Below are 22737 nucleotides of genomic sequence, written 5' to 3'. Positions count from 1 at the left end.
TTTTTTATCCGAAAATGAAAAACAGCCCGATTGGGCTGATGATTCAGGCATGGGGAAGACGCCACATCCAAATGGCGACGCATAAGCAGAATACGGCAGAAACCGCAGCAACCCACCAGCGTTCGGGAAATTGCCACAACATCAACAGACAAGAGAACGTCATCATGGTAAAAGCGAACAGCTTTGCTTTTTTAGGCACAGCACGGCGCGTTTCCCAGTCTTGTACCATCGGACCGAAGTAGCGGTGTTGGTGCAACCAACGGTGAAAACGGGGGGAGGCTTTTGCCCAGCAGGCGGCGGCAAGCAACACAAAAGGCGTTGTCGGCAGAATAGGAAGAAAAATGCCCAAAATGCCCAGTAAGAGAGCCAGAGCGCCAAACAGCCAAAATACCGAGCGAATAATCATGATTCTTCCTGAGATTGGTGCGGAAAAGGACAGCGCGGAATGGCCAATTCGTCCCAGCCTTTTTGTCCCATATCTTGCAGCAAGGCGATATTGCGTTCGAATATTACGGAAGCATCGGGGAAAACTTCGGCAGCTTTGGCGATACTGTCTTCCCGGATTAAATGCAGTGTAGGGTAAGGCGAACGATTGGTGTAATTGCCGATATCGTTTTCTTCTGTGCCTTCAAACTGAAAATCAGGGTGGAAGGGGGCAATTTGAATTATGCCCTCCAAACCGTTTTCAATAACGGCATGATCGGCAATGTCCATCAAATCATTGAATACCATAAAATCAGTAAACAGCGTGGGATGGATCAATAAGGAAGTTTCGATTTTTTCAGACGGCGTTTCCGACAACAACAGCAGTTCTTTATCCAAATCTTCAAGAAAACCATCAAGATGTTTGGCATGGCTGACGGCAATGCGAACCCGTCCTTTCACATAAGGCGCTTTGGCAAACGGACAGAGATTCAAACCGATAACGGCTTTTTCAAGCCATTGCCGGGTGTTTTGGATGATGGTTTCGTCGGAAAGATTCATTATCGGACTTACAGATGAGAACGGCTGTCAATCATAACAAAAATAGGCCGTCTGAAAAAGATTGAGATAAACAAAAGCCCACCGCTGATCAGGCAGTGGGCTTTTAGGTATACGGATTTTAATCCTGCTGTTGCAAATGACCCAAAGGCAGCGCAGTCGTATTCTTAATTTCTTTCAATACGAAGCTCGATTTCGCATCTTGAACCCCCGGATGTGAGAGCAGGGTATCCAAAACGAAATGGGAAAACGCGTTCATATCCGTAAAAAACGTGTGCAGCAGGTAATCCGTTTCACCGGTGAGTGCGAAACAGCTGAGTACTTCAGGCCAAGTTTGAACCGCAGAAGCAAAATCTTCACGCGCTTCGCTAGCTTTATCGATAGAAACACGGATAAAGGCCTGCAAACCCAATTGAACTGCTACAGGCGACAACAAAGCGGCATATTTTCGGATAATACCGGCATCTTCAAGCTGCTTGAGACGGCGCAGACAAGGAGAAGGAGAAAGCGCCACGCGCTCGGAAAGCTCGACATTGGTCAATCTTCCGTTTTCCTGTAGAACCTGCAAAATTTTCAAATCGGTTTTGTCTAATGTAATTTGTGCCATGCTATTTCCCTTTTTTCTTATAGATAACCAAACTTGGTGTGTGTATTTATTTTTGAATACGCCCCAAATATATTCTAATTTGGCTTAACGCACAATAGTTTAAAAAACATAATTTTTTAAATTAAGAGTGCGGAGAATCTTCATTTACAGGCGGCATGTTGTGTAGAACGGCAAAAAAACTGCTTCGCAAACAATATGACGAAAGGATTGTGAAGTTTGTAAAGAATCGCTTGCCCTATGTCGAAAATAAAGCCATAATCTTCCCGAATGCAGGAGAGTGCTACACCGTATTACACGGCAAGCCACCGAAGGCGCAGACACCCTTAAATCGCTCAGGTAAAAGGACTGCATTTCATCACAAATCATCTGGAGAGCGGCGCGGCTGTGCCCACCGAAGGGAAAAAGGCCGTCTGAAAACATTCGGGCGGACACACAGGCATTCGATTCAGACGGCCTGTTGCCGAAAATCTCAGGTTCAAGGACAGATAGGGGCGCGTGAAAAGCATCGCAGCCCTTAACCTATGGAGAACCAGAGCAATGACTACCCTCAAAACCACCCCGTTCAACCAAGCCCATAAAAACGCAGGCGGCAAACTTGTTGATTTTGCCGGCTGGGAGCTGCCCGTCAACTACGGCTCGCAAATCCAAGAACACGAAGCCGTGCGCACCGACGCAGGCATGTTCGACGTATCCCACATGCTCGTTTCCGACATCAAAGGCAGCCAAGCCAAGCAATGGCTGCAAAAACTGCTCGCCAACGACGTAGCCAAACTTTCATTCGTCGGCAAAGCCCTCTATTCCGCCATGCTCAACGACAACGGCGGCGTGATGGACGACCTCATCGTTTACCGCACCAACGAAGCCGAAACCCAATACCGCATCGTATCCAACGCCGCCACCCGCGAAAAAGACTTGGCACAATTTGCCAAAGTGGGCGAAGCGTTCGGCATCGAAATCACCCCCCGCTACGACCTCGCCATGCTCGCCGTGCAAGGCCCAAAAGCCATTGAAAAACTGCTCGCCGTCAAACCCGAATGGGCCGAAACCGTTAACGCGCTCAAACCCTTCCAAGGCGCAGACCTAGGCAACGACTGGTTTGTCGCCCGCACCGGCTACACCGGCGAAGACGGCGTAGAAGTGATTCTGCCCGGCACCGAAGCCACCGCCTTCTTCTCCGCCCTGCGCGAAGCCGGCGTACAACCCTGCGGCCTCGGCGCACGCGACACCCTGCGCATGGAAGCCGGCATGAACCTCTACGGCCACGACATGAACGACGAAACCAGCCCCCTGCAAGCCGGCATGGGCTGGACGGTGGATTTGAAAGACGAAAACCGCGACTTCATCGGCAAAACCGCCCTTGTCGCCCTCAAAGAAAAAGGCGTGGACGTGAAACAAGTCGGCCTGCTGCTGGCCAAAGGCGGCGTATTGCGCGAAGGCATGGAAGTCGTTACCGAACAAGGCAAAGGCATCACCACCAGCGGCGTGTTTTCCCCCAGCCTGAAACAATCCATCGCCATCGCCCGCGTGCCCAAAGACTTTGAAGGCGACGCGGCCAAAGTGGTGATTCGCGGCAAGGAAGTGGACGTGCGCGTGTTGAAACTGCCGTTTGTGCGGAATGGGCAGAAGCAGTTTGATTGAATTGATTGAAAAAGTATTTATTTAAATGAACTATTATTATGTAGCGGGAACTTCCCGCTACATATGATAAGAATTTATTTAAAGAATAAATTTATGAATAAATTTAGTAAATATTTAGATAGTTTAACGAAAATTATTGCTATAACTACTGCAGTTGGTGTTGTATTTGGTCTGTTAGTTGCTTATGCGTATTTGGATTTTATTCAGCATAAAAGTCTTTTTGTAAATGTCCTTAGCCAGCCTGCAAGTTTTGTAACAATAATTTTTGTTTTCTCTCTAATTGTTTTTTTATTTTTTCTTGGATTTTGTACACCATATAAACTTGCATTAAGCTATAAAGAAAATAACATTTATTTGTCTTTACAGAAAAATATTGATAAAAAATTCTTAATACATTTCAAAAGTAAATTGTTTTGGGTATTTCTTTTGCCCAGTATTATTGCAATATTGATGTCATGCTTAATATTGTTAATATTTTATTGTGAATTTTGGGAAAAGGAGCTCAGAAATTTAATAGCCGCGATATTATTTTTATTAGGAGTATTTTCTTCATTTATTATTTTTAGTATTTTATGGCTTATAGAATGGCATAAAACAAAAAAAATTATTAGTAAAATTCGTCAGGAAAAAAAAAGGAACGGAGGAAGTGTTGATAAGGTTAAGCTTAGGCATTTCAAGAATAAATTTACTTTCAATGAAGGAATGGAAATAGCATTTGATAATTTTTTAGTCTCGTTTACAACCGTATTTTCTATCTTTTTAATTTTCGTACCGATGATTGGTTTTTGGATTGAAGATGAAGACTTGCAATGGTGGATTTTAGGAATATCTATTGTTGTAATGTTTTTAAACTCAGTCCTTGCATCTTTTTTGCTTTACAGAGATTCTCCTACAAAAGGTGGAGCTGTTTTTGGTTTTCCCTTGCTTTTAGCTTTTTGCTTTTTTGTAGTCATTTCCAAGATGGTTACAGGAATTCATCAAAAGTTACTTTATCCGGCAAGATTTGTTGAAATTGCTGAGGATTCTTCTTGGTATATTTTGCATAATAACTATCAGATAAATAATAAATATAGAGAAATTAATGGAATAAATACTTATGATTTAGAAAGACTGAAAACAAATTTTTTTCGTTGTCGTCCAAACAAAAAGAACCCTTGTTCAGATATTCTCAATCAAAGACAAAATGCTTTGTATGGCTATATGGCATGGAATCTGGGTAATATTAAAGTATTTTGCCCGCAACATGTAAAATTTACGAAGGATATAGAAAAAAATAAAATTTTAGCTGAAAAATGTCTCACTATTAATAGTGAATTCATACAACCCTTAAGTGGACAATACATTGTTCCTAATTATACCGCTAGAAAAGAAACAATCAGTTATAACTAAAAGCAAATAGTTCTTTACAGCTAAAAAAGAAAAAGTGTGTGCCACCACACGCTTGCTGCGTTGATAAGGGATAAGTTGTTTGACCCACACCAAATTTTCAGACGGCCTCTTAACGAAACCTATATCTATCTGTTCCTAAGATGCCGTCTGAAAACAGCTTGAATCACTTTATAAGAAAAAGATTTACAAGAAAAAGAGTCGTTTGCGCTTTACGCCCAAACCACACATACCTATAAAAATCATCCGACACTACAAAGGAAAAAGGAGTAACAGCATGAAACAATTAGCAATGTATATCAATGGTGCGTTTGTGTCTGATTTTGCAGGCAGCTACCGCGATGTGTTGAACCCGGCTACCGAAGCGGTGATTGCGCAGGAGCCGAAGGGCAGCCGTGCCGATGTGGAAAAAGCGGTGGCGGCGGCGTATGCGGCGCAGCCTGCGTGGGAACGTGTGCCGGCAGTGGAGCGCGGTGCGTATCTGCGTAAAATCGCGGCGGGCATCCGCGAGCGTGCCGACGAGTTGACGGATACGATTGTGGCCGAAGGCGGCAAAACCAAAGATTTGGCGCGTATCGAAGTGATGTTTACCGCTGATTATCTGGATTATCAGGCGGAATGGGCGCGCCGTTATGAGGGCGAGATTATTCAGAGCGACCGTCCGAAAGAAAATATTTTCCTGTTTAAGCGTCCGTTGGGCGTGATCGGCGGTATTTTGCCGTGGAATTTCCCGTTTTTCCTGATTGCCCGCAAAATGGGGCCGGCGCTGGTTACGGGCAATACGATTGTGGTTAAGCCCAGCAGCGTTACGCCGGTCAACTGCCATATTTTTGCCGAAATCGTGCACAGCGTCGGCCTGCCTGCGGGCGTGTTTAACGTGGTGAACGGCCCGGGCGCGGAAATAGGCAATGCGTTGGCATCGCATCCGCAAGTGGCGATGGTGAGCCTCACCGGTTCGGTGGAAGCCGGCCGCCAAGTGATGGAAGCGGCTTCGGCAAACATCACCAAAGTGTCGCTGGAATTGGGCGGCAAAGCGCCTGCGTTAGTGCTGAAAGATGCCGATTTGGATTTGGCGGTTAAGTCGATCGTGGCTTCGCGCGTGGGCAATACCGGCCAAATCTGCAACTGCGCCGAACGCGTGTATGTGCATAAGAGCGTTAAAGACGCATTTATCGAGAAGATGACCGCCGCCATGAAAACGGTGCGTTTCGGCAATCCTGCCGAAGCGGCTGAAGGTGCGTTGGAAATGGGCCCGCTGATTGAAGAGCGCGCGGTGAAAGAAGTGGCGGAAAAAGTGCAGCGCGCCGTTTCTCAAGGTGCGACGCTGGTGTGCGGCGGCAAACGTGCCGAGGGCAAAGGCTATTTCTTCGAGCCGACGGTGTTGACTGATGTCGATAACAGCATGGACATCATGAAAGAGGAAACCTTCGGCCCCGTGCTGCCGATTGCCACTTTTGAAACGCTGGACGAAGCCGTTTCGTTGGCGAACGATTGCGAATTCGGCCTCACCAGCTCGGTGTACACCACCAATCTGAACGAAGCCTTCTACGTAACCCGCCGCCTGCAATTCGGCGAAACCTACATCAACCGAGAAAACTTCGAGGCCATGCAGGGTTTCCATGCCGGTTGGAAAAAATCGGGTATCGGCGGTGCCGACGGCAAACACGGTTTGGAAGAGTATCTGCAAACGCAGATGGTTTATTTGGAAACCAATATTTAATTTGAAGCGCGCGGCACTTCGTTCTCTTTTGTAACGAAGTGCCGCATTCAGACGGCCTGTTAGGTTGGTGCCGACGATATGCGTTTTATCGGATAAGCTATCCGGCTAAATAAAAAGCAGAAATGATGAAAACCTTTATGTGGAAAATACTCCCGTTTGTTTTATTGCCGTTTGCTTTGGCGGCTTGTTCCCAACAAAGCCATGCGGCTGATGAGGCCAAGTTGGACTTAGTGAAAAAACTGTATACGCACTATACGGAAGGAGACGGAGCGGAAGAGATTAAGCCGGATCAGTTTTTTACGCCCGATTTCCGCGCCGTGCTTAACCGCGACTCCAAAGCGGCGGAAGCAGAAGGTGTGGCCTGCATGGATTATGATTATGTGATTCAAGGGCAGGATTTCGACGGGCAGGAAATCGCCCGCACGATTCAATACAAGCTGACGAAAAGCAGGCGGGTTTATGTTTCTTTTGAGAATTTCGGCGAGGCGCGGGTGTTGGATTACGTTTTATCCTGCAATCAAGGCGCTTGCCTGATAGACGACATTATCGAGCCGGACGGGTCGTTAAAGAAAAATACCGTGCAATGCTTGGATAAATTGGCGCCTGCCGATAAACAGATATAATCCTGCGTTTTCAGACGGCCTCCAAACCAAGAGGCCGTCTGAAAAAGATAAAACGGTATTTTCAAACAGGCTGACCATAAGGCCGAATACAAGAGGATTCGCACGATGCGTAAGATATTATTTTTGGCTGCTGTTTTGTCGTCGCTGGCTTTAACCGGCTGCGATGCGAAAGACGCTTGCTTGGATCAAGGCGGCAGCTATAATGAAACCACCAAGCAATGCGAGAAATAACGGCAGTATTAATTTTGAAACCTATGGAGAACAAACCATGAGCAATATCCCCGCTGAATTGAAATATGTGTCCAGCCACGAATGGCTGCGTTTGGAAGCCGACGGCACCGTAACCGTGGGCATTACCGAGCACGCGCAAGAGTTGTTGGGCGACATCGTATTTGTAGAGCTGCCCGAAGTGGGTGCGAATCTGGCTGCGGAAGAGCAGGCCGGTGTGGTGGAATCCGTAAAAGCGGCTTCCGATGTGTACGCGCCGATTGCCGGTGAAGTGGTAGAAATCAACGAAGCTTTGGTAGACGCGCCCGAAACGGCCAACAGCGAGCCTTACGGTGCAGGCTGGTTCTTCAAAATCAAACCGGCCAATGCTGCTGATTTGGACGGTTTGCTGACTGCCGAGCAATACGCTGCGGAAATCGGCTAACGGAGATAGGCCGTCTGAAATTTAAATTTTCAGACGGCCTTTGTCCAAGTATTTCAGAGTGCGGTACGGAGTTGGTTTTACCGTTGTTCGAATCAAGTTCGTAACGCATTTATAGAATTTTAAATCTTGAAAGAAACGGTTGCCCGCTGCCGCTGTTTGACCGTGTAAATATTTATGCGCCGATTGCGGTGGGTTGGGCATGGGAGTAGGCCGTCTGAAAAAATGAGCTACTGTGATTTTGCCAATGCGTTGCCACAGGATACGGATAATCCGAATAAGCATTACCATGATCGGGTTTACGGCTTTCCGATTGATGATGACAATGAATTGTTTGAACGGCTGGTGTTGGAAATCAATCAAGCCGGTTTGAGTTGGACATTGATATTGAAAAAACGGCAGGCTTTTCAGACGGCCTATTCGGGTTTCGATATTGCCGCCGTTGCCACCTATACCGATGCCGACTGCGAACGATTGTTGAATGATGCAGGCATTGTCCGCAACCGTTTGAAAATCCGTGCCGCCATTTATAACGCCCGGCAGATTGAGGCATTGCAGCGCGAGTACGGTTCTTTTAAAAATTGGCTCGATTGCCATCATCCGCAGAGTTTGCCGGAGTGGGTGAAGCTGTTTAAACGGCATTTTAAATTTGTCGGCGGCGAGATTGTAAACGAGTTTTTAATGAGTACGGGTTATTTGCAAGGCGCGCATACGGAAAGTTGCCCGGTTTATGCGGAAGTATTGCGGCATAAGCCGAAATGGGCGGAACGCTGACCGAGTCAGGCAAAACGCTGTGCCCAACCGATTAAAGCGGATTTCATGAATACCGATGCTTCTTATTCCGAACCCAACCTTTTATTGATGCTTGCCATCATGTTGGTCGGTGTATTTGCTTTTTTGCAGGTGTATTCCGTACAGGCTATTTTGCCGGTGCTGATACACGATTTGCATGCAACCGAAGTGCAGGCAGGCTTGGCGGTGGGGGCGACGGTGTTGGGCGTGGCATTGATATCGCCGTTTATGGGCATGCTTTCCGATGCGGTGGGGCGGAAAATCTTTATTGTCGGTTCGCTGCTGTTTCTCGGCGTGCCGACGGCTTTATTGGCGATGTCGCAAACCATCGAGCAGATGATGTTTTACCGCTTTTTGCAAGGCGTTGCCGTGCCGGGAATTACGGTGGTGCTGATTGCCTATATCGGTGAGGAGTTTGTCGGTACGGCGCTGGCGCGTTTGATGTCGCTGTATGTAACGGGGACGGTGTTGGGCGGTTTTTCGGGGCGGTTTCTGCTCGGTCATCTCAGTGAAATGGTGGGTTGGCGCGCGGCGTTTTATGTGATGGCAGGGCTGAGTTTGGCCGGTGCGTTTTTTGTGTGGAAGCAGTTGCCGGGCTCAAAAAGATTTGTTGCCAAGCCGAATTTTCAGACGGCCTTAAATACTTTGAGCGGACATCTGCATAACCGCTATGTGTTGACGGCTTGCGCCATCGGCGCGTGTTTGCTGTGTTCGCTGGTCGGCTGTTTTACTTATATCAATCTGCATTTGGCCGACGAACCGTATCGTTTGGACAGCGGCGGTTTGGCCAATATTTTTACCGTTTATTTAATCGGTATGGTGATTACGCCTTTGTCGGCCCGGCTGATTAACCGTATCGGCGGGGCGCGCACGGTGATGATTGCGTTGGTGTGCTCTGTGGCCGGTATGCTGGCTACTTTGGCCGAACCGTTGGCAGGCGTGGTGGCTGCGTTGGTATTGATGTCGTCGGGCGTATTTGTGGCGCAGGCGGCTACTATCAGCTATATCGCCGTAAATGTTAAAGAGGGCCGTTCGCTGGCTTCCGGTCTGTATTATCTGGCTTATTACAGCGGCGGCACATTCGGCGCGTGGCTGTGCGGATTGGCATACCGTTACAACGGCTGGCAAGGCGTGGTTTGGGTGCTTGTGTGCGTACAGTTTTTGGCGCTGCTGGTTGCCGGAAAGGGGATGATAAAAACAAAAGCGGCGAAAAAGGCCGTCTGAAAAATATATTCAAACAAAAATATAACTATTAATAATCAAATAAGTATTTACGGGATAATTTATGGAAATCGTTTTGGCTCTGATCTGCCTGGGCATTGTTGCAGGCATGATTTTTGTTGCTTTGGCTTCAAACAGAAAACGGGCGCAGTCGCGCAAACAGCATTCCGGCAGCCGCAGGCGCAGCTCTTCCGCAGACGGAAAATCGCGTTCGGAACCGTTGAATTATGAAGAAACCTGGCCTTTCTATCCGGCTTATGCCATGAGTATTGCCGAGCAGGAAGTGTATTGGAAATTGATACAGGCTTTGCCTGATTATATTGTTTTGGCTCAAGTTCAGGCCTCGCGGATATTGAAAGTGAAACATAGCCGCAACCCGATGTATTGGATTAACCGTGTCAATCGGATGAGCTATGATTATGTGATTTGCCACAAAAACAGTTATCCGTTGGCAGTGATCGAGTTGGACGACGCCACGCATGAAGAACCCGACAGGGCAGAAGCCGACCGCCGTAAAAACAAAGCCTTGTTTGATGCAGGCTTGAAATTAATCCGCTGGCACAAACACGAAGTACCGGAACAGGAAGATATCCGTAAGCTGGTGGCGCAGCTGGCGGAAAAACAGCAGGAAAAGCGCAGGCTGCATAAGGCCGCCTGAAAATTTGCAGCTTCCGGCAGTCGTTTAAAGCATAGCCGGCCAATCCTGTTTATTTCCCGCATACAGCGGAAAATCAGCCGGATTGGCCGCTAAAACCCACAAAAACCGTTATCCTAACCTATGAAGCAGCAAACCGTTTTTATTGCCGACCTGCATTTGTCCGACGAAACGCCGGAGCTGAACCGCCTGTTTTTCCAAGCTTTGGAAAGCTGGCGGGGCCGGGTTGATGCCTTATATATTTTGGGCGATTTGTTTGAAGTTTGGTTGGGCGATGACGACGGCAGCCTGATTGCCGCAGAAGCGGCGTCGGCATTAAAGGCTTTCAGCCGCAGCGCGCCGGTTTACTTTATTTGCGGCAACCGTGATTTTTTGCTGGGACGGCATTATGCGGACAAAGCCGGTATGGTGTTGCTGCCGGAAGTGTATCCGACCGAGCTGTACGGCAAACCCTATCTGCTCAGCCACGGCGACGAGATGTGTACCGATGATGTGTCGTACCAACGCTTCCGCCGCTTTATGCGCCATCCGCTGCTGCAAAAAATCATGTTGTGGCTGCCCAGAAAAAAACGCAGCGAAGTTGCAGCGAAAATCCGTGCGGCCAGCAAACAGAAAAAACGCCAAATGGGATACAACCCGATTTCCGACGTTACCGAACAAGGTGTTCAGACGGCCTTAAGCCGTTATCCGCAGGTGCAGGCGATTATTCACGGCCATACGCACCGGCCGGATGTACACGAGCATGTTTTCAACGGCAGAACGGTGAAGCGTTATGTATTGCCGGATTGGTATGGAGCGCAGGGCGGGTATTTGGAAGTGTCGCCTGAGGGAGCGGCCATCAAACCTTTAAAGGCCGTCTGAAAAATGGATAAATCAACAGACAGCTTAAACATTCCCGCTCGGCAGATTCCCGAATATGTGTTTCGGGAAAACAGCCGCCGAATGCTTGAGCGTTTGAATGCAGAGTTGGCCGAAGGCAAAACACTGCTTTGGTTTTCCATGTATCCGCCTATGGCGAGCGCGGCGGTTTTGCGCGGCATCAATCTGTTTTTTGCTGTTTGCTGGATATTGGACGCTTTGTTTTGGTTCGGTGTGTTGGTGCCGCCGGGCGGTATGGTTTGGCCGTTTTTAGACAAGATAGTGTTTGCGGGCTTGCTGTGGTTTTTTTATGTGGGTTGGAATAGGAATCCGAAGCGGTGTATCTGCTTGGATTTTCAGGAAAAAACCGTTGCTTATTACACCAAAGGCCGTTTGGATGAAGCATACCGGCTGGACGGACAATACGGTTTATGGTGCGGCATTGGGGTGGTTCATCTGACTCATGCGCAGCAGGGCGAAAAAGGCGAATGGTTTGCTTGCGAAGGTTTTATATCGCAAAAAAAGATGGTTTCGCTGGTAAAAAATTTATGCAGCCGTTTGGGTTTGCGTTTGGTCTATGTGCAGCCTGCTCCGACCAAAAGCAATCATGCTGTCGGAATGATGGTGTTGGGGCTGGCGGTTGCCGTATGTGCTTTGGCGGTTTACGGTTTTCAGTATGCCGTGAACAGGCAAACGTTGCGGCACGGCCTGAATATTACGGAAATCAGCCAATCCGATGCGCGGCTTGGCAGCGTGTTTCAATGCAATAAAAGCGGCTGCACACACTTTTTGCGTTGGTATCTGCCGGAAGGCGGTGCCGTACCGGTTGCCTGTCACGGTCTTGAAGATACGCTGTGCAGCGAAAGTATGAGAAATGTCGAATTGACGCAAGTGGATTTGACTTTGGCACGTTTTCAGCGGCGCGAATACCGTGTCGTCCGCGCCCGATATGCATTACCGTCCGGCGGTGAAACACTGCATGTCGATAACAGACATAATGTGTTGCAGGAAGCGGCGGTTTTCGAGCGAACGTTGCGGAAGCATATGCAACCGGCGCTTTGGGTTGCAGCAGGCGGCATGCTGCTTGCGTTATTCGGCTGGCTGTATGGTCGTCTGAAAAAGAAAGAATAACAACCGGATACCGGCTTATTAAAGAATCAGGCCGTCTGAAACAATCGGAAATTTTCAGACGGCCTCCCATCAAGTTTGCATTCATCCACAAAGGAAAGAAAATGAATTTCAAAGACTTATTCAATGCTGCGGAGTTTTCCGCACGCCACATCAGCTTTAAAGACGAAGCGGCTTTGCTGGAAGCTCTCGGCGAAAGCAGCATGGAAAGTTTTATCGACAACACTGTGCCGCAAAGCATCCGTATGCCGTCCGAACTCAATCTGCCCGAAGCCTTGAGCGAGGCCGATGCGTTGGCGAAGCTCAAAGCTGTGGCGGCGAAAAACAGGGTAAACAAAAGCTATATCGGCTTAGGCTATTACCCGACCCGCCTGCCGAATGTGATTTTGCGCAATGTGCTGGAAAACCCGGGCTGGTACACGGCTTATACGCCTTATCAGTCGGAAGTGGCGCAAGGCCGTTTGCAGGCTTTGCTGAACTTCCAGCAAATGTGTATCGACCTCACCGGCTTTGAAGTAGCGGGCGCGTCGTTGTTGGATGAGGCGACGGCGGCGGCCGAGGCGATGGCGATGGCCAAGCGCGTGGGTAAGTCTAAATCGAATCAATTTTTTGTGGACGAGCGTGTGTATCCGCAAACTTTGGACGTGATGCAAACCCGCGCCAAATATTTCGGTTTCGAACTGGTGGTGGGCAATTTTCAGACGGCCTCCGAAGGCGATTTCTTCGGCGCGCTGTTCCAATATGTCGGCAAAGACGGCGACGTAGCGGATTTGGAAGCCGTGATAGGCCGTCTGAAAGAGCAAGGCGTGATTGTGGCGGTGGCGGCCGACGTGATGAGCTTGGTGCTGCTGAAATCGCCTGCTTCTTTGGGCGCGGACATTGCTTTGGGCAACACCCAGCGTTTCGGCGTGCCGATGGGTTTCGGCGGCCCGCACGCGGCTTATTTTGCGTTTAAAGACGAATTCAAACGCTCGGCGCCCGGCCGCATTATCGGCGTATCGAAAGACGCTTCGGGCAAACCCGCGCTGCGCATGGCCTTATCGACCCGCGAGCAGCACATCCGTCGCGAAAAGGCGACTTCCAACATCTGTACCGCGCAGGCTCTGCTGGCCAATTTGGCGGGCATGTACGCCGTTTACCACGGCCCGGAAGGTGTGAAACGCATTGCCAAGCGCATTCACGCGCTGGCGGCTGCGTTTGCCGACGCGGTGGTTTCAGACGGCCTCAAAGTGGTGCATGAAGTGTTCTTCGACACCGTGGCCGTAGATTGCGGCGCGAAAGCCAAAGAGATTTATCAGGCCGCCTTAAATGCGGGCTACAACCTGCGTCAAGTGAATGAAAACGTGTTGGCCGTGGCGTTCCACGAGGAAACGTCCGCCGACGATTTTGCCAAGCTGGTGGAACTCTTCACCGGCAAAGCACAATGCCTGTCTGAAAAAGCCTCAAGCAAACTTTCAGACGGCCTCTTGAGAAAAGACGCCATCCTGCAGCACCCCGTGTTCAACAGCTACCACACCGAACACGAAATGCTGCGTTATCTGAAAAAGCTGGAAGAGCGCGACTTGGCGATGAACCGCAGCATGATTTCGCTCGGCAGCTGCACCATGAAGCTGAACGCCACCAGCGAAATGCTGCCGATTACCTGGCCAGAGTTCAGCAGCATCCACCCCTTCGCCCCGCGCGACCAAGTGGCAGGCTACATGCAGATGCTCACCGATTTGCAGGAGCAGCTCAAAGCCATCACCGGATTTGACGCGATTTCCATCCAGCCGAACTCCGGCGCGCAAGGCGAATACACCGGCTTGCTGTCTATCCGCCGCTATCACGAAGCCAACGGCCAGCCTAACCGCGACGTGTGCCTGATTCCCCAATCCGCACACGGCACCAACCCCGCCACCGCGCAAATGTTGGGCATGAAAGTGGTGGTGGTGAAAACCGACGAGCAAGGCAACGTCGATATCGAAGACCTGAAAGCCAAAGCCGCCGAACATCAGCAAAACTTAGGCGCGCTGATGATTACCTATCCGTCCACCCACGGCGTGTATGAAGAAGGCATCCGCGACATCTGCCAAATCATCCACGACCACGGCGGCCAAGTGTATATGGACGGCGCGAACATGAACGCCCAAATCGGCATCATGCAGCCCGCCGAAGTGGGCGCAGACGTGTTGCACATGAACCTGCACAAAACCTTCTGCATCCCGCACGGCGGCGGCGGCCCCGGCATGGGTCCCATCGGCTTGAAAGCGCATCTCGCCCCGTTCGCCCCGAGCCACACCGTATCGCCGGTGGAAGGCGCAACCGACGGCATGAGTGCCGTATCCGCCGCGCCTTACGGCTCCGCCAGCATCCTGCCGATTACTTGGATGTACATCACCATGATGGGCAAAACCGGCATGGAGCAGGCCACCCAATGGGCATTGCTGAACGCCAACTATGTCGCCAAAGAATTGAGCGCGGATTACCCGATTCTCTACACCGGCAAAAACGGCCGCGTCGCGCACGAATGTATCGTCGATTTGCGTCCGCTCAAAGCCGAAAGCGGCATCACCGAAACCGACATCGCCAAACGCCTGATGGACTACGGCTTCCACGCCCCCACCGTGTCATTCCCCGTGGCCGGTACACTGATGATCGAGCCGACCGAAAGCGAAAGCAAAGCCGAACTCGACCGCTTCATCGCCGCGCTGAAATCCATCAAACAGGAAGTGCTGAAAGTACAAAACGGCGTATGGCCGAAAGACGACAACCCACTGGTGAACGCCCCGCACACCGCCTTTAACGTGGCCGGAGAATGGAACCGCGCCTACACCCGCGAAGAAGCCGTGTTCCCGCTGCCGTATGTGCGCGAAAACAAATTCTGGCCGAGCGTGAACAGGGTGGACGATGTGTACGGCGACAGGAATTTGGTTTGTTCTTGCCCGCCGATGAGCGCGTATGAAGAGTAAATCGAAAATCGGCTATTAAGTAGCAGAAAAATCAACAGGAAAATATTAGTATTTCAATAATTTAAACTGTTATAAAAAACGTCTGCGTTTAAGCAGGCGTTTTTTTACTTGATAAAAAAACCGCAAAACTGTATCCGGTCAAACAGATAAGCGGTGCTCGGTATCTGACGGTAACCCAATAGCTGCGCGGCAAATAAGAATTGTTTATGGAGGTTTTATCGAAGAACGGATGAAAAGAAAATGAACAGTACATTAAAGCAATATACCCGGTTGAAGTAAGTGTCGGGCAAGGCTCGAAATCACTTGCACAAGGTCAGAAGCCCAAACTCGCCTGCGGTATCGAGATTATCACCGCTTTTCCGATGATTGAAATCAGAATCAACAAACAATAAGTATGCCGTTAGGCCGTCTGAAAACTCTTTTCAGACGGCCTTCTTGTTATTTCCGGGCATTTATCCGTATACTGTTTAACCTGTTTGATTAATTATTCGGTTGTGGGGAGTCAGTTAATGGAAAAAAGAAAGATATTGCAATATGTTGCGGGGCTTTCCGGTGTGTTTTTGGCATCGGGTATTTATGCTGCGGAAGTAGAGCAGCCTGCGGATTCGGGTCAGTGGGTGGATAAGCAGCATAACGGCGTTCAAAAGAAAATCAACGGTTGGGCGCACGGCATGGACGACTGGTTCGGCGAGCCTGATCCCGACAATCCTGCTACGGCAAACCTGCGTTTGATTTTAGACAGCGAATGGAACAAATACGACGGCGTATCGTATAAGCCGAAAGTCAGAGGCCGGGTGAAGTTGCCTACGCTGGAGAAAAAAGTCAGCGTTGTGTTTGGTGACGAATCGCTGGACGATGCGATTTACAATGAAAACCACATTAGCCCCGAAGTGGCGCAAGAGCAGGAAAACAAGAAAGGTTTCAGCCGCAAGCAAAGTAGGAAAGACAACGCGTCTTTGGCGGTACGTTTTTCCGATTTTTCAGAAAGCCTGAGCATCGAAAACGATATTGACTTGGGTATCCGCTCCGGCCGTGATCTTTATGTGCGCTGGAAAGCGGCGAAGGATTGGGATTTGGGCAACGATTACAGTACGCGTTTGGAGCAGGTTTACCGCTACGGTATCCGCAGTCGCCATCATGCCCGCACCAATTGGGAAGTGAAGTATGCGCCGGAAAACAAACCGATGATTGCCAACCACCTTCATGCACAATATGCGCACGATAAAAAATCCGAGCAGTGGACTTGGGGTAATAGTTTGTACCGTCAGCATGATTTCGACGGCAACAAGCGTTTGAATTACGGTGTCTATGCAGGCGGAGATATCGACAACAGTAAGCCCAGTTTGAACAGCTACGGCCCGTTTGCAGGCTGGCGTCAGCCGGTTTGGAAAAAATGGCTTTTTGTGCAAACCGAGGTTAGCTATTACAACAATAAAAAGCTGGACCGTCCGCACCATGTCGGTACTCAGCTGCGCTTGGAAGCGGTATTTTGAGTGTAATGCCCTTAAGTTGGAGGAGATTCCAGTCTTTGGTTAATATAAGATTGGTTTGATGATGATTGAGGCCGTCTGAAAATTTCAGACGGCCTTGTCTTTATCGGATATATCGTTTTTTGTATTGCTTAGGCCCGCTCCGGATGATGTCCGTATAGCAGATATTGGATGGTTTCCTGTACGCTGCGTATGGCTTTGCCGAACGGCAGCGGATCTTTGCCTCGGAAAAACAGCCCTTTGTCGACTTCTCCGCGTAATGCCGCGGCAAGCTGGATATCGATGCAGAATTGTCCGACTTTTTCCAAGCCGTCGCGCAGTCCGCATACGGACAGACAATTGATACCTTGGGTGCAGCGGCGCGGGTCGGCTTTGGCATTAGCCTGCAGCTTGGCTTCGCGTTTGATGTAGCTGTCCAAAAATTTGGTGCGTACGCCGCGTGCGGGCAGGCCGGCCACCGACATGAATTCGACGATTTGTTCGGATTCCGCACCGGCCAGGGTTTTTTTGAAGTTGATGTGGGCGTCGCTTTCTTCGGTAACGGCGAAAGCGGTACCGATTTGAACGGCTGAAGCACCCCAATCTTTCAGAGCGGTGGTGACTTTTTCAAAATTTGCCATGCCGCCGGCCAAAATCAGCGGAATTTTTTCTTTTTCCAAATCCAGTTTTTTAAACAGCTCGAAAGTTTCTTCGATAACCCGTTTAAACTCGAATTTTGAATCGTTGACGCCCTCGACGGTTGCCGAACCCAAATGCCCGGCGGCATGTGCCGGATGTTCTATAACGATGGCGTCGGGCAGCACGCCTTTTTTCATCCAACGCTTTAAAACAATGCCGATGCCGCGTGATTCGGACAAAATCGGCAACAGGGCGACATCGGGGTAGCCTTCGGTCATTTCGGGCAAATCCAGCGGCAGACCAGCGCCCATTACGATTGCGTCTGCTCCCGATTCGCAGGCTTGGCGAACCAATGCCTGATGGTCTTTAACGGCTTTCATCACGTTGACGGCAATCATGCCTTTGCCGTCGGCAGCTGCTTTGGCCGTCTGAATTTCCCTATCCAAAGCGATATGGTTCAGTTTGGCATATTTTTCTTCGGTCGGATTGATTTGGGATTCGGTTAGCAAGTCTTCGTGCAAGTGGCGTAAATCGACGCTGGCGATGGTGCCGATGCCGTTTTGGCGGGCAACGGCGCTGGAAAGTTTGGAGGCGGAAATGCCGACACCCATGCCGCCCTGTACAATGGGAATGAGTGATTTTCCACGGATAATCAATGGATTAAATTCATTTTGCATAGCAATTCCTCTGATGTTTCGGAGTGGTATCGCGGATGTGAAAAATTTTAGGCATTATACTCTAAAAAATTTGTTTTAGAGTTTTTGTACAAATTTTATTGTGCGGTTTGCTGTGTTATATCAAACATCAGTTTGTTTGCCGTATCCGTCAGGCTGGTGTGTCAGCTTGGAATGAATGAGGCCGTCTGAAAATTCAGACGGCCTGTGGTTTTGATGTTATATGAAAATCGGACGGTTAGGCTTTTTTCCAGTCCAATGCGAATCCGTTTAGGGATTTGACTTGCGTTACTTCTTCCGTATCCAAGTTGATGGCGGTCAGCGAGCCGCCCCATAATGCGCCGGTATCCAGCGCAATAATGTTGTTGCGGTTTTGGTAGCCGAGTGCCGACCAATGTCCGAAAACGATTTTGGTGTCGAGGTTTTCGCGCTTCGGGGCTTCAAACCAAGCGCGCAGTTTGCCGGGCATATCGGCCAATCCGGATTTGAAGTCGTAGTTCAATTCGTTTTTGGCATTGAGTGCGCGCATACGGGTAAATACGTTGGTAATCATGCGCAGGCGGTCGTAGCCTTCGAGCTTGTTGCTCCATGAAGTCGGTTTATCGCCGTACATATTGGCAAAATATTTGCGTGTGCGCGGGCCGGTCAGCTCGCATTCGACTTCTTCGGCCAGTCCGGCGGCTTTGTTGACGCTCCATTGCGGCAGAAGTCCGGCGTGAACCAGAGTATGGGTGTCGTTGCGGATCAGTAAAGGGCGGTGTGCCAGCCAATCCAGCATTTTTTGTCTGTCGTCGTGAAGCAGGATGGATTGGATGGTATCGTTGCGTTTGATTTTGCCGAATCCGTAGGATACGGCAAGCAGGTGCAGGTCATGATTGCCCAAGACGGTTTGGATACTGCTTTCGTGTGCCATGACGAATTGGAGGGTTTCCAGTGATTTGGGGCCGCGGTTGACGATGTCTCCGGTCAGCCACAATGTATCGGTGCCATGGTTGAAATCTAATTTTTGTAATAAGGCGGACAATTCGTCGAAACAGCCTTGAACGTCGCCGATTGCGTAATGTGCCATGTGTGTGTCCGTTTCAGACGGCCTTGTTGAGAGGAGGCCGTCTGAAAAACTGAGTTATCAATTAATCGTTTAATATTAATACGGCTTCGGCTTCAACCTGTACGCCTTTGGGCAGTGCGGCAACGCCGACGGCGGCACGTGCGGGGAAAGGTTGGGCGAAGTATTCGGCCATGACTTCGTTGAAGATGGCGAAGTTGCCTAAGTCGGTCAGGTAGGCGTTAACTTTGACGATGTCGTTCAAGCTGCCGCCGGCAGCTTCGGCAACGGCTTTCAGGTTTTTGAAAACTTGGTGGGTTTCGGCACGGAAGTCGCCTTCGCCTACGATGGTCATGGTGGCAGGATCCAAGGGGATTTGGCCGCTCATGTAAACGGTGTTGCCTGCGCGGACGGCTTGGCTGTATGCGCCGATGGCCGCAGGGGCTTTGTCGGTGTGAATAATGGTTTTGGACATATCTTTTTCCTGTTCGGGTAAAAAATCGGGACAGTATTATCGTATAAACACCGGTGTCTGGCTATATGCCGTTTGGGCATAAATGGCGAAACACCGGTGTGCCGCCATTAGAAACCGGCCTGCTGTTCCAAGTGATCCACCAAGGTATTGTCCAGATTCAGGGCTTGGGCGAGTTGGGCAAGGAAGATGATTTCTTTGCGGTCCAAGTCTGCGCAGACGATGCGTGCCGCCAGATACACTTCGGCGGCAAGTGCGGCGTTGCCGTTAACGGCTTGTGCCAAAGCCTGCGGTGTGGCCGGATGGTTCAATTCGGTTTCAAGCCACTGTTGGGCTTGGGGATCGTTGCTGCTTTCCTGCAGAATGATTTGTTTTTCCGCATCATCGATAAGGCCGTCTGAAGCGGCGGCGGCAATCATGGCGCGCAAGATGATACGGCTTTGGTCTTCTGCAATCATGCCGGTCGGCTCGAAGGTATTTTGCGCCGGAATTGTGACATTTTGATTACTGCTTTGCCAATTTTGATAGGCTTTGTAGGCCAACATGCCGATGGCGGCCATCGAGCCGATTTTAACCAGCGATTTGGTGTTTTTCTTTTTCATAAACATACCGGCCAAACCGGCTGCCAATGCGCTGCCTCCCAAACTGCCGAGCGGATTGCTTTGGCGGCTGCGGTGGTGGCCTTGTTTGTTTTGAACGGTGTTGAGGACTTGGTTGAGCAGATTGTTCCAATTCATGATGTTGCCATTCCTATCTTGGTTGATATGTGGGGTAGGTTGATATGGTGGCGGCAATGGTAACTGCCAATAGGCTGTTTGGTAAATAAAGTGTCAAAAATTGCGTGGTTTTGTTGATAAACGGTTATTCCCGGCCGTTTTGATTTTTGTGCGGACAAAAAAAGCTGCGGGTAGGCAGCTTTGGGTTCATTACAGAAAACACTGTAAAAGGTTGTTGAGAAACCTTCTGCCTTTTTCAGACGGCCTGAATGCAGCGGGGTCGTGATCGAGCAGGCCTTGGGTTTGTGCTTCGCGAATTTGGGCGGACAGGCTTGCCGGGTTGATGCCGGTGCGTTCTTGAAGCCAGGAGGAGGGTACGCCGTCGCTGAGCCGCAGGGCATTCATCATAAATTCAAAAGCAAGGTCTTCGGCTGCAATGGAATGGCGTTCGATAGCCTTGTCCGATTGCGAAGCCATAGCCTGCAGGTAATCGTTGGGATGGCGGCGGCGGGTGGTGCGTTCTATGTGTGTCGGATAGGAAATCTTGCCGTGTGCTCCGGCGCCGATGCCGATGTAGTCGCCGAACTGCCAATAGTTGATATTGTGGCGGCATTCATGGCCGGCCTGGGCGAAAGCTGAAGTTTCGTAGTGTCGGAAACCGGCTTCGGCCAAAGCTTGGTGGACGGTTTCTTCGATATCGATAGCGGCTTCGTCTTGCGGTAATCCGGGCGGAGGCGTATGCCCGAACGGCGTGTTCGGTTCCATTGTCAGGTGGTAGGCGCTGATGTGTTTGGCACCGGTTTCAATGGCAGTACGGATGTCTGCATAGGCCGTCTGAACGGTTTGACCGGGCAGGGCATACATCAAGTCGATATTGACTTTGTCAAACAGATTCAGTGCGGTTTCGATGGCGGTCAGGGCTTCTTCGGCATTGTGGACGCGGCCGAGTTTTTGCAGGGCTTGGTTATTGAAGCTTTGTACGCCGATTGAAAGTCGGTTGATGCCGGCTTCTTTGAAGCCTTTGAATTTTTCTTTTTCAAAAGTGCCGGGATTGGCTTCCAGCGTGATTTCTGCTTGCGGTTGGATTTTGATTAGGGCGCGGATGCCGCTGAGCAGTTTGTCGATGGATTCGGCTTGAAACAGGCTGGGCGTGCCTCCGCCGATAAAAACCGTTTCTACGGGCCGCCCCCATACATAAGGCAGCTCGGATTGCAGGTCGGCAAGCAGCGCCTCGATATAGGCCTGTTCATTTAACTCTGATTTTGCTTGGTGTGAATTAAAATCGCAATAAGGGCATTTTCGGATACACCACGGAATATGGATGTAAAGCGATAGGGGCGGGAGGGCGGAAAGTTGGCCCGGACGGGAAAAGCTGATTTCAGACATGGTATTTACGGATTGTTTTTCAGACGGCCTCAGGGATTGTGGCGTTAAGAGGCGGTATTGGTTTGGCCGTCTGCATAATAAAGGATAATCGGAAGCGGTTTATATGACGGAGAATAAGACCGGTACCGTTGTAAGATGGAAATGACACACGGTCGGATACGGTTTACTCGGAGAAGGATTGCCGGATTTTTTTCATTAATTCTTGCAATGCCAAACCGCGGTGGCTGAGGCGGTTTTTGGTTTCGGGATCAAGCTCTGCGGCTGTACAGCCTTGATCAGCCAAATAAAAATGAGGGTCGTAGCCGAAGCCGTTGCCACCCGAAGGCTGCGCCTGCCATGTGCCGTGCCAAATACCTTCGGCAATGATGGGTTGAGGATCATGCTCGTGGCGTACCAAAACTAAAATGCAGACGTAATAGCAGCGTTTGTTGCTTTTATCCGCCAGCTCGGCAGACAGCTTGGTATTGTTGGCAGCATCGGATTTCGGGTTGTCTCCGGCAAAACGCGCGGATAATACGCCGGGTGCGCCGTTTAAAGCCTCGGCGCAAATGCCGGAATCGTCGGCTAAAGCCGGCAAACCGCTGTGCTTGGCGGCATGACGGGCTTTGGCAATCGCATTTTCAACAAAAGTGCAGTGCGGTTCGGGGCATTCGGGAACGTTGAAATCGGATTGCGGTTGGATTTGGATATTGTATTCTGCAAAAAGCTTTGAAAACTCACGCAATTTTCCTTGATTGCCACTGGCCAGAACGATACGCTCAAACATGATTCGGTTTTTCCTTATTGCTGTTTTGTTGCTGTGCGGCCAGTTCTTTCATGGCTTTTTGATAGACAATCAGGCGGATGTATAGGGCTAAAAAAGCGATTTGGACAAATACGGCGCCGAAAGCAAACAGAAAGCAGGCGATGCCGAATTGTTTGCTGCCGATAGAAATCAGATAACTGCCGGCCATAACCAGGCTGATGAACAGCAGGGTGGAAAAAGCAATGCCCAGCAGATAAAGTTTACGTTTGCTCATGATGCCGTTGATATAAAAAAGAAAGCGGTATTATATAGCAAACAAAAGCACTTTTGATAAAAGCGGAACATTGCACGGGACGGAGAATTAAAAGTCAATTTTACCGGGATG

23 protein-coding genes and 1 riboswitch are annotated in these 22737 nt (G+C 49.8%); of the genes, 13 read left to right on the top strand and 10 right to left on the bottom strand.

Features of this window, described 5'->3' with window-relative positions; all coding sequences use genetic code 11:
* Positions 1-43 precede the first annotated feature (43 nt).
* From EL309_RS03135 to EL309_RS03125, 3 genes are all read right to left on the bottom strand, one after another.
* The gene (locus EL309_RS03135) at positions 44-406 is read right to left on the bottom strand and encodes a YbaN family protein (protein ID WP_004282808.1); all 363 of its coding nucleotides are present in this window, start codon (positions 404-406) and stop codon (positions 44-46) included.
* Complete coding sequence (locus EL309_RS03130) at positions 403-984, bottom strand: DUF1415 domain-containing protein (RefSeq protein WP_004282809.1); 582 nt, start codon at positions 982-984, stop codon at positions 403-405. Before EL309_RS03130 ends, EL309_RS03135 begins: the two co-directional genes overlap by 4 nt.
* A gap of 118 nt (positions 985-1102) precedes the next feature.
* Positions 1103-1588 carry an Lrp/AsnC family transcriptional regulator gene (locus tag EL309_RS03125; RefSeq protein ID WP_004282810.1) on the bottom strand — a complete coding sequence of 162 codons (486 nt, stop codon included), beginning with the start codon at positions 1586-1588 and terminating at the stop codon, positions 1103-1105.
* Positions 1589-1848: 260 nt separating this feature from the next.
* A riboswitch (glycine riboswitch) is annotated at positions 1849-1946 on the top strand.
* Between the two features lie 179 nt (positions 1947-2125).
* Here EL309_RS03125 and gcvT point away from each other — a divergent pair.
* From gcvT to EL309_RS03060, 13 genes are all read left to right on the top strand, one after another.
* Entirely contained in the window at positions 2126-3226 is a 1101-nt protein-coding gene (gene gcvT, locus EL309_RS03120) for a glycine cleavage system aminomethyltransferase GcvT (protein WP_004282811.1), read from the top strand.
* Between the two features lie 93 nt (positions 3227-3319).
* Entirely contained in the window at positions 3320-4615 is a 1296-nt protein-coding gene (locus EL309_RS03115; RefSeq protein ID WP_040669491.1) for a hypothetical protein, read from the top strand.
* 274 nt (positions 4616-4889) lie between these two features.
* A complete protein-coding gene (gene aldA / locus EL309_RS03110; protein ID WP_004282813.1) occupies positions 4890-6332 on the top strand; it encodes an aldehyde dehydrogenase in 1443 nt (480 codons plus the stop codon).
* A gap of 122 nt (positions 6333-6454) precedes the next feature.
* Positions 6455-6955 carry a hypothetical protein gene (locus EL309_RS03105; protein WP_004282814.1) on the top strand — a complete coding sequence of 167 codons (501 nt, stop codon included), beginning with the start codon at positions 6455-6457 and terminating at the stop codon, positions 6953-6955.
* A 105-nt stretch (positions 6956-7060) separates the two neighbouring features.
* The gene (locus EL309_RS10800) at positions 7061-7186 is read left to right on the top strand and encodes a hypothetical protein (RefSeq protein WP_004282815.1); all 126 of its coding nucleotides are present in this window, start codon (positions 7061-7063) and stop codon (positions 7184-7186) included.
* Positions 7187-7223: 37 nt separating this feature from the next.
* Complete coding sequence (gcvH, locus tag EL309_RS03100; protein ID WP_040669495.1) at positions 7224-7607, top strand: glycine cleavage system protein GcvH; 384 nt, start codon at positions 7224-7226, stop codon at positions 7605-7607.
* 222 nt (positions 7608-7829) lie between these two features.
* Positions 7830-8378 carry a DNA-3-methyladenine glycosylase I gene (locus tag EL309_RS03090; RefSeq protein ID WP_004282818.1) on the top strand — a complete coding sequence of 183 codons (549 nt, stop codon included), beginning with the start codon at positions 7830-7832 and terminating at the stop codon, positions 8376-8378.
* Positions 8379-8423: 45 nt separating this feature from the next.
* The gene (locus tag EL309_RS03085; protein ID WP_004282819.1) at positions 8424-9620 is read left to right on the top strand and encodes an MFS transporter; all 1197 of its coding nucleotides are present in this window, start codon (positions 8424-8426) and stop codon (positions 9618-9620) included.
* A gap of 61 nt (positions 9621-9681) precedes the next feature.
* Positions 9682-10275 carry a DUF2726 domain-containing protein gene (locus tag EL309_RS03080; protein ID WP_004282820.1) on the top strand — a complete coding sequence of 198 codons (594 nt, stop codon included), beginning with the start codon at positions 9682-9684 and terminating at the stop codon, positions 10273-10275.
* A gap of 120 nt (positions 10276-10395) precedes the next feature.
* Positions 10396-11133 carry a UDP-2,3-diacylglucosamine diphosphatase gene (locus EL309_RS03075; protein ID WP_004282821.1) on the top strand — a complete coding sequence of 246 codons (738 nt, stop codon included), beginning with the start codon at positions 10396-10398 and terminating at the stop codon, positions 11131-11133.
* Between the two features lie 3 nt (positions 11134-11136).
* Positions 11137-12261 (top strand): hypothetical protein, encoded by a 1125-nt coding sequence (locus tag EL309_RS03070; RefSeq protein WP_004282822.1) that lies wholly within the window; start codon positions 11137-11139, stop codon positions 12259-12261.
* Between the two features lie 101 nt (positions 12262-12362).
* On the top strand, positions 12363-15206 hold the full coding sequence (gcvP, locus tag EL309_RS03065; RefSeq protein WP_004282823.1) for an aminomethyl-transferring glycine dehydrogenase: 2844 nt from the start codon (positions 12363-12365) through the stop codon (positions 15204-15206).
* A 509-nt stretch (positions 15207-15715) separates the two neighbouring features.
* Positions 15716-16699 (top strand): hypothetical protein, encoded by a 984-nt coding sequence (locus EL309_RS03060; protein WP_004282824.1) that lies wholly within the window; start codon positions 15716-15718, stop codon positions 16697-16699.
* Positions 16700-16827: 128 nt separating this feature from the next.
* On the opposite strand, the gene EL309_RS03055 is transcribed toward EL309_RS03060, so the two are convergent.
* The 7 genes from EL309_RS03055 to EL309_RS03025 all read right to left on the bottom strand — a co-directional run bounded on the left by EL309_RS03055 (position 16828) and on the right by EL309_RS03025 (position 22626).
* Entirely contained in the window at positions 16828-17991 is a 1164-nt protein-coding gene (locus tag EL309_RS03055; protein WP_004282825.1) for an NAD(P)H-dependent flavin oxidoreductase, read from the bottom strand.
* A gap of 235 nt (positions 17992-18226) precedes the next feature.
* Positions 18227-19057: a symmetrical bis(5'-nucleosyl)-tetraphosphatase gene (locus EL309_RS03050; RefSeq protein ID WP_004285709.1), complete on the bottom strand. Its 831-nt coding sequence runs from the start codon at positions 19055-19057 to the stop codon at positions 18227-18229.
* Between the two features lie 61 nt (positions 19058-19118).
* Positions 19119-19508 (bottom strand): RidA family protein, encoded by a 390-nt coding sequence (locus EL309_RS03045; RefSeq protein WP_004282828.1) that lies wholly within the window; start codon positions 19506-19508, stop codon positions 19119-19121.
* Between the two features lie 107 nt (positions 19509-19615).
* Positions 19616-20242, bottom strand: a complete 627-nt coding sequence (locus EL309_RS03040; protein WP_004282829.1) for a tellurite resistance TerB family protein — start codon at positions 20240-20242, stop codon at positions 19616-19618.
* Between the two features lie 189 nt (positions 20243-20431).
* Complete coding sequence (gene hemW / locus EL309_RS03035) at positions 20432-21607, bottom strand: radical SAM family heme chaperone HemW (RefSeq protein ID WP_004282830.1); 1176 nt, start codon at positions 21605-21607, stop codon at positions 20432-20434.
* A gap of 163 nt (positions 21608-21770) precedes the next feature.
* On the bottom strand, positions 21771-22373 hold the full coding sequence (gene rdgB / locus EL309_RS03030) for an RdgB/HAM1 family non-canonical purine NTP pyrophosphatase (protein WP_004282831.1): 603 nt from the start codon (positions 22371-22373) through the stop codon (positions 21771-21773).
* Entirely contained in the window at positions 22366-22626 is a 261-nt protein-coding gene (locus EL309_RS03025) for an NGO_0222 family membrane protein (protein ID WP_004282832.1), read from the bottom strand. Before EL309_RS03025 ends, rdgB begins: the two co-directional genes overlap by 8 nt.
* Positions 22627-22737 lie beyond the last annotated feature (111 nt).

The organism is Neisseria weaveri, assembly GCF_900638685.1.
Lineage (GTDB): Bacteria > Pseudomonadota > Gammaproteobacteria > Burkholderiales > Neisseriaceae > Neisseria > Neisseria weaveri.
This window is presented reverse-complemented; position numbering and strand designations above follow the sequence as displayed.